This window comes from Dialister sp., from assembly GCF_051885895.1.
Lineage (GTDB): Bacteria > Bacillota > Negativicutes > Veillonellales > Dialisteraceae > Dialister.
In genome coordinates this window covers 10,898-17,950 of sequence record NZ_JBJEXP010000006.1, presented here as the reverse complement: position 1 = coordinate 17,950, position 7,053 = coordinate 10,898, and the positions used below count along the sequence as shown (strand labels likewise).

Genomic DNA, 7,053 nt, shown 5'->3' with positions numbered 1-7,053 from the left:
GAAAGCAAACAGCGAATTAATCAGCGCTTCCTTAAACTTCTATCCTGCACCATGGAAAAAGAGAGAAATCTGCAGGATATGTAAGCCCTTGAAAAAGCAAATTTTCCAAAAGCATTGGGCTGTCCGATTCCTTCTCCTGTTCTGGAAAAGCAGAGACAAAAAATGCCTGTCAAAAAGAGCCTGTATCTTAGTGATACAGACTCCCATTTGACAGGCATTTAATTTTTATGGCCGCAGTTTCCTTTTCCTTCTCCATGAAGGACCCGGTTGAAAATATCATGCACCTCTTCCGAAGATTTCCCTTCTTCTGCCGCCTTGCGGGCATGAATCAGCGCACTCCTGTATTTCTGGTGAGCCGGATCCTTCGGTATAGCATCCAGATCAGAAGAGTCAAAATTCATGACATCATGAAAAATCCGATGCACCTCTTCTGATGATTTACCTGCCGCTTCTGCGGCTCTGGCATGTTTTAACGCACTTTCATACCTTGCCTTTTTGTGAGGGTCTTTCGGTATTTCGAAATGTGGATGGTTTTCAGACATACTCATTCCTCCTTTGCTTCCTTAACCATAAACTATATACCTGTTTGACTGTCAAGGGGAAAATGTTAATCTTCATTACCTGCTTCTTCCAATTCCCCCTCCACTTCCAGACACAGTTCTTCCAGCTGCCGGAGCCTTTCAGGAGTTGTATGCCACATGTTTCTCTTGTGGGCTTCCAGCAGCGTTTCCACAATGCGTTCCAATGCCCAGGGATTCACGCTCTTCATCCATTCCTGCATTTCCTGATTCAGGGCATAGCTGTCAGCATAGGTATCATACATCCAGTCCTCCATGACTTCACTGGTCGCATCCCACTGGAAACTGACCGCTACATACTCGGCTAAATCACCGGCCCCTTTATAGCCATGCTTTTTCATGCCTTTGATATACTTCGGATTGGCCGCCTCACCACGGAACCATCTTTTCAGTTCTTCATCCAATGTACGTATCACCACCCTGCTGGTGTCAGAACTGTCATTCACGTAATTTTTAGGCATGGCCCCTTTATAGCTCCTCACTGCCGCTACCATACCACCGCGATAAGAGTTGTAGTCATCACTGGAAAGCATGGATGATTCTCTCTGATCCACATTCTGGATTGTTATATCAATACCGGCCATCCTCTTTTTAAATAAATCCGGCATATAGACTCCCTGTGATCCTTTCCCGTAGGCATGACCGCCCCAGCGGGTATATACAAAGGCGATATCATCCACATTTTCCCAGTTTTTGGCATCCAGCAATGCATTCACTCCGGCGCCATGGCAGCCGGGCGGGTCTCCGAAAATACGGTAGCTGGCCTGCCGCCAGGCTTCTTTTTCCCCGATGCCTTTTCCCTTTAAATCCTCTACATCCTCAAGTACATGCTTCCGTACAAAATTCATATCTTCCGGCTCATCCAGTCTGGAAACCATGGAGGCCGCCTCATCGAGCCAGGATACGCTGGCAGGAAGGCTGTCACGAAATAAGCCGCTGATACGGCCGGTGACATCAATGCGGGGCCTTTTCAATTCGGAAAGAGGTATCACTTTCACTCCTGTCACCCGATGACTTCCAGGCTGCCAGACCGGTTTAAGTCCCATGAGTGCCAGGAATTCAGCTATACAGGTTCCATGATTTCTAAGGTTGCTTGTAGCCCAGAGGATAATGCCGCAGCTTTCCGGATATGTCCCTTCCTCCAGAATATATTTCTGTATCACATTCTCTGCCATTTGACAGCCAATATGCCAGGCCGCTTCCGTCGGCAGGGCCCGCGGATCAATGCTGTAAAAGTTTCTTCCCGTCGGAAGCAGGTCAGCCCCTCCGCTGGTCGGCGCTCCGGAAGGGGAAGGATCAACATACTTCCCGTCCAATGCTCTTAAGGTATTTTCCATTTCCAGAGTCGTCTGCGACAGATGGGGCGCAATATCTGTGCATATATACCGGGAAACGGAAAGAAGACTGTCTCTCTTGTCCCTGTTCGTAATTTCATCTGTCCAGGGAAGCAAAAAAATAGACTCCGCCTTTTTCTCATCAAATCCTAAATCATATAATTTTTGCAGAATGTCCCGGGCTTTTTGAGAAAGCCTGTCCAGCAGCATTCCATAGGTCATTGTCCCGTCTTCTGTCATTTGAGCGCTGTGCTGCAGAAGCTCATAATAATCATGACCATAAGCGGATGCCAGTGTTTTGAGAAGAGACGGAATTTTTCCGTTATCCAGTTTCGTCAGCGCAAAAAGATACTCGATCAGTTCCTCTCCTGCCGGCGCTTCCCCCATAACATGGAGGCCTACGGAAATCTGCATATTTTTCAAATCTGTGATGAAGTTGTGAAGCCTGCCCACATAATCGTCAAAAGATTCGCATTCCGCTTCCCTGATATCATCCACATGACATTTCACTGCGCTTTTCCGAATCAGATCCTTGACTTCCTCCAGACTGGCCTTTTCTTCCTCATCATTTTTAAAGTGACAGTATTCTTCCAGATTTTTTTCCAGATCATCATACTCATCATAAGTGCCGGCCAAACTCATAGGCGCTGTCAAGTAACTGATAAGGCAGGAGGCACTCCGTCTTTTAGCCTGTATCCCTTCTCCTACGCAGGTAATCCAATAAGGATAAATATCCGGCACATCGCCGGTATTGATATCCGGATAGCAGGAATTGGACATAGCCACGCCTTTTCCGGGAAGCCATTCCAGATTTCCATGAGTTCCCACATGAATCATGGCATCCGCTTTCCATACATTCCGGATCCACTCATAAAATCCCTGATACTGGTGAGTCGGTGCCAGATCGGGGGAATGATAAATTTTCCCCGGATCCTCGCCAAAACCCCTGGGAGGCTGTACAGTAAGAAATATATTTCCATCAAGCATTCCCGGCACAATCAAGCTGTCCTCATAGCGGAAAATCTCTCCGGGCGGGTCTCCCCAGTCCCGAAGCAGGTGTTCCTGTGTTTTCTTCGGAAGCTGCTCATAGAAATTGCGATAATCGTCCGCCGTTATTTTGCCATCTGCTTTTTTCAGCAGTGTTTCTGAAATAAAGCGACGGTCATTGGTCGCATGTTTCGTCATCGTATCAATGAGTTCCTGTGCTGTCTCCGGTACATGGTCCACCGTATACCCTTTATCCTTAAGCAGTGCAAGCAGTCTGCGGATACTTTCAATGGAATCCAGATTACTTGCACTGCCGATATGGGAATTATCAGCAGGAAAATTATGAAATATAATGGCTATCTTCTTATCCTTTGCCGATTTGTGGGAAAGAGCGGCCCACTTTTTCGCTCTTCTGGCCACCATAGCAATTCTTTCCGGTATAGGCTTATGATAGTGCGTGCCATCCTCCCTTTCTTCCAAAGTGGAAACAGGCACAGTATGTATTACGCCGTCAAATTCAGGAAGGGCCACTGCATAGGAAAGTTCATTAGGCGTAAGACCGGCCAGACTTTGGCTCCACCATTGGTAATCCCTATATGTATTGTACAGCTGGAGCAGAGGAACCCCCAGACGCCTGAGATCCTCAAGCTGAAGAAAACCGGCTGCAGTTAATGAAAAAAGGAAAGGATTCAGCAGTACATCAATGCAGACTTTGCCGTCCAGATAAAAGCATTCCTTCATATTATCTGAGAGTCCCGGTACTCCGGAGGCCGGGTCTGCTGTAGAAGTAGTAAATACAGGAACAATACTGCACCCTTCCTTTTTGACAGCTTTGATCATTTCCTCCTGCCATTCCAGATGATTCCAAAGCCAATCCTCTCTCGAAAAAATCAATCCCACCACCGGCTTTGATGAATCGCAGAAATGATTCATATAAAACCGGATATCTATTATAGGCTCCCTGGAGCCGGGAACATAAATCCCCCAGTAGGGAAGACTGTGCGGTTCCTCAAAGGCTGTTTTCTGCCCCTGGAAAGTATTAGAGATATAAAGGAGAAGATTCTCCCAGTTCCGTATCCCGCCGCAGGCAATATATTTCTTGATCAGGGATTTCTGCGCCTCAGTCAGACCGCCGCTTTCCTTTTCCGGTTCCAGGTCCGTGACCCGTATCAGGAAAGGAACCTGTCCCGTTTTCATGACCTCATATATTTTCTTCAGGAAATCACAGGACAATCCTGTTCCCATCCATAAAATCAATATAAAAGGCGCCTTTCTGACCCGCCTGTTCCACACCTCCGACCAGGGTTCATCATCCCCGATCTGAAAAACAGCCGGTGCCAAAGTTCTGTTTTCCATTTCTTCCACTGCCTGCTTTATCCCACTATATACAGACTCCATATTCGTAATATACAGCACCTGATTCATCTTTTTCCCCCATTATCCGTACACCCTGTCAATCACCTGCAGAATGGCCTTTGTCACATAATGACTGGCACAATACATATACTTATCTTCCACTTGTACAAGATGTCCATTCCGCACCGCCTCCACCGTCCCATAGGCCGGTTCCCAAATCAACAGGACAGTCAGTCAAGAAATTCCACTGCCTGAAATGCAGAAGATGCCGGTTCCCCTTTTACTTCATCCCAGTCCAAAAGAAGAATCGCCGGCTTCCCCTTGTAGGAAAATACCATATGCCCTTTATATACCAGTCCACTTTTGGCCTGCTCCATATCCATCTCATGTTGACCTGCCATAAATTTTCCTGTCTGATTGCATACCACCACCGGGGCATCCGTCCATGCAGAACATCTCTCCCATACTGCCGGCGGGTCCGGGCAGCACTCTCCCGGCGGCCAGGCTGCCGGGACAATGACCAGCGGTGCTCCTTTTTCCCTGACCTTCCTGCAGGATTCCTCATAATAGCTGTCCGCACATACCAAAACAGACGCCGGCACCGGGCGCAGAGGAAAGAGTTCCACCTCATGGCCCAAATCCAGCCATCCTTCCGCCCCGCTCTGATGAGAAAACATCTTCCTGTGCCATCCCACACACTGTCCATAACTGTTCAGCACAAAACAGGTATTGTAATCCTTCCCATCCCGTTCATCATGCTCTGCTGAAGAAAGAAAAAGAGTCACTCCATAGTTTTTCGCCAAAGGAAGAAAATCAAAATAAATATCCTTTCTTTCCGGAATTGGGGCAGATGGATTTTGGTCATAAAAAAGATATCCCTGCAGTGCTGTTTCCGGTGTCACAATCCAGTTTGCCCCCAGAGATGCGGCCATTCTGATCCCTTTTTTCAATGTAGCCCGATTTTCAGACTCCGGTCCTCCGGCCAGGTCAAAGTGGAGAAGTGCAATGCGCATAAAGTCCCCCCCTGTAATCTCGTATATAAACAAATTCGGATTATATTCATTTCATCTTATAATCCATACATGATTCTAATGTATATATCTGTTATACTGTCAATCGCTGTTTATACAACAAAACAGGCTATACCGATGATTTTCACCTGTACAGCCTGTTCTGCCAAATATCAGAATTTTAGAACTTAAATTCAACGCCTACCTGATAATTTCTGCCCGGAGCTGTCCACCATTCATCCGGTTCGCCCCACCAGGTACTTCTTGCATTGGAAGCTTCTGCATAGAACACATCAAACAGATTATTGATGCGCCCAAATATAGTGATATTTTTCGTCGGACGGTAATTTGCACTGATATCGGTAATCCAATAGGTGTTTTTCGGGAAGAATCGTCCTTCTACATCTGAAGTCTGTGGACCGGGACGATCAATATTTCCCCTTACATCCAGGTGCGCATCCCATTTAGGAGCATCGTAGTCAATACCTGCTGTTACCGCATGCTTAGGAACATATCCATCCACATTTGCCGCTCTTTGAGGTGTGGAATCTACATGGGTATAGGTATAACCCACACGGGCAGAAAGCCTGCTGGAAAAATATTTCTTCAAATCTGCACTGAACCCATGCGCTTTTTCCGTATCAAAATTAGCATATTTATATGTGGCATAACTATAGCCGATTTTGTCAGTGGACTTACGTGTAAAGAAGTGAATGCTTCCCACCATGGTATCGCTAAACTGATGACTCATTCCAATTTCCCATGCATGCCCGGTTTCTGGCTTCAGACCTGGATCACCATAGGAGCTGTACAACTGACTAGGCGTAGGCGCAATAAAATACTGATTATAGGAAACATATACATTGGTATTCTTATCAACATCATATCCTAAAGAAGCATGAGCTGAAGTATGACTGCCAAAAGCAGAGTGGTGATCAATACGAACTCCAGGTGTCAAAGTCCATCCCGGTGCAAATTTCCATTCATCCTGCAGGTAGTAAGACATGTTGGTCAGTTTCACATTATTCTGAGAAAGCACCTTGTCCTGTCTCCAGTCAAAGCCGCCAGTAAGCGTATTTTTATCCGTTGTCCAGGTTACCTGGTCTGCAAAATCCTTTGTCCATACGTTTGTCCGATATGCATTATAGTTCGTATCATAATGACTTCTCATGAAAGTGAAACGATTGGTCACGCGATCTCCTATTTTAGAAGTATATACACCACGCCAGTTGTCCCATCTGATTTTTCCTTTTCTCCTGACATCCAATGATTTATTGGTGTTGGAATACATGACATCTGAATCATATCTGTCATAATAGAAATTCAGACTGTTATTCTCATCAAAGTCCTCTCCCAGCATGACAGAAGTTGTTTCTCCATTTAAATGCTGCGGAATTTTAGTACCATGAGCGTCTTTATAATCGCCCATCAGATCTTTCTGGTAAGTAGCCCGCCAGGAAAAGCCATTTTCTTTTCCTTCATTCGAAACCATATACTGTTCCTGATCGTAACTGCCACCCATGGCACGAAGTGTCGTTGTTGTTCCTTCCTCCGGTTTTTTCGTAATAATATTAATGACCCCGCCTACGGCAGATGAGCCATATAAAGCCGAAGCAGCTCCTTTCAGAACTTCGATTCGATCTATGTTATTCATATTTCTTAAAGAAACCATGGGTGGATTGACACCGGCCGTATTCATAATGACGCCATCGACCATATAAACCACGCTGTTGGAGCCATTAATATACATGCTGTTAGAATTTTCATAACCAATCCCTGTACCATAAT

At 46.0% G+C, this 7,053-nt stretch carries 5 protein-coding genes; all 5 read right to left on the bottom strand.

Features of this window, described 5'->3' with window-relative positions; genetic code table 11:
• Positions 1 to 218 precede the first annotated feature (218 nt).
• Entirely contained in the window at positions 219 to 542 is a 324-nt protein-coding gene (locus ACI4N7_RS00520; protein WP_439731412.1) for a hypothetical protein, read from the bottom strand.
• Between the two features lie 65 nt (positions 543 to 607).
• Positions 608 to 4,324, bottom strand: coding sequence for a cobaltochelatase subunit CobN (gene cobN, locus ACI4N7_RS00515; protein ID WP_439731411.1), 3,717 nt, complete (start codon positions 4,322 to 4,324; stop codon positions 608 to 610).
• A 12-nt stretch (positions 4,325 to 4,336) separates the two neighbouring features.
• Positions 4,337 to 4,477: a hypothetical protein gene (locus ACI4N7_RS00510; protein ID WP_439731410.1), complete on the bottom strand. Its 141-nt coding sequence runs from the start codon at positions 4,475 to 4,477 to the stop codon at positions 4,337 to 4,339.
• An 8-nt stretch (positions 4,478 to 4,485) separates the two neighbouring features.
• A complete protein-coding gene (locus ACI4N7_RS00505) occupies positions 4,486 to 5,268 on the bottom strand; it encodes a carbon-nitrogen hydrolase family protein (protein ID WP_439731409.1) in 783 nt (260 codons plus the stop codon).
• 178 nt (positions 5,269 to 5,446) lie between these two features.
• Positions 5,447 to 7,053, bottom strand: a 1,607-nt coding sequence (locus ACI4N7_RS00500) for a TonB-dependent receptor plug domain-containing protein (RefSeq protein ID WP_439731408.1), incomplete at its 5' end; no start/stop codon positions are given.

Coding starts and splice junctions, on each gene's coding strand:
- ACI4N7_RS00520 (WP_439731412.1), bottom strand. CDS start 542: ATGTCTGAAAACCATCCACATTTCGAAATACCGAAAGACCCTCACAAA.
- cobN (WP_439731411.1), bottom strand. CDS start 4,324: ATGAATCAGGTGCTGTATATTACGAATATGGAGTCTGTATATAGTGGG.
- ACI4N7_RS00505 (WP_439731409.1), bottom strand. CDS start 5,268: ATGCGCATTGCACTTCTCCACTTTGACCTGGCCGGAGGACCGGAGTCT.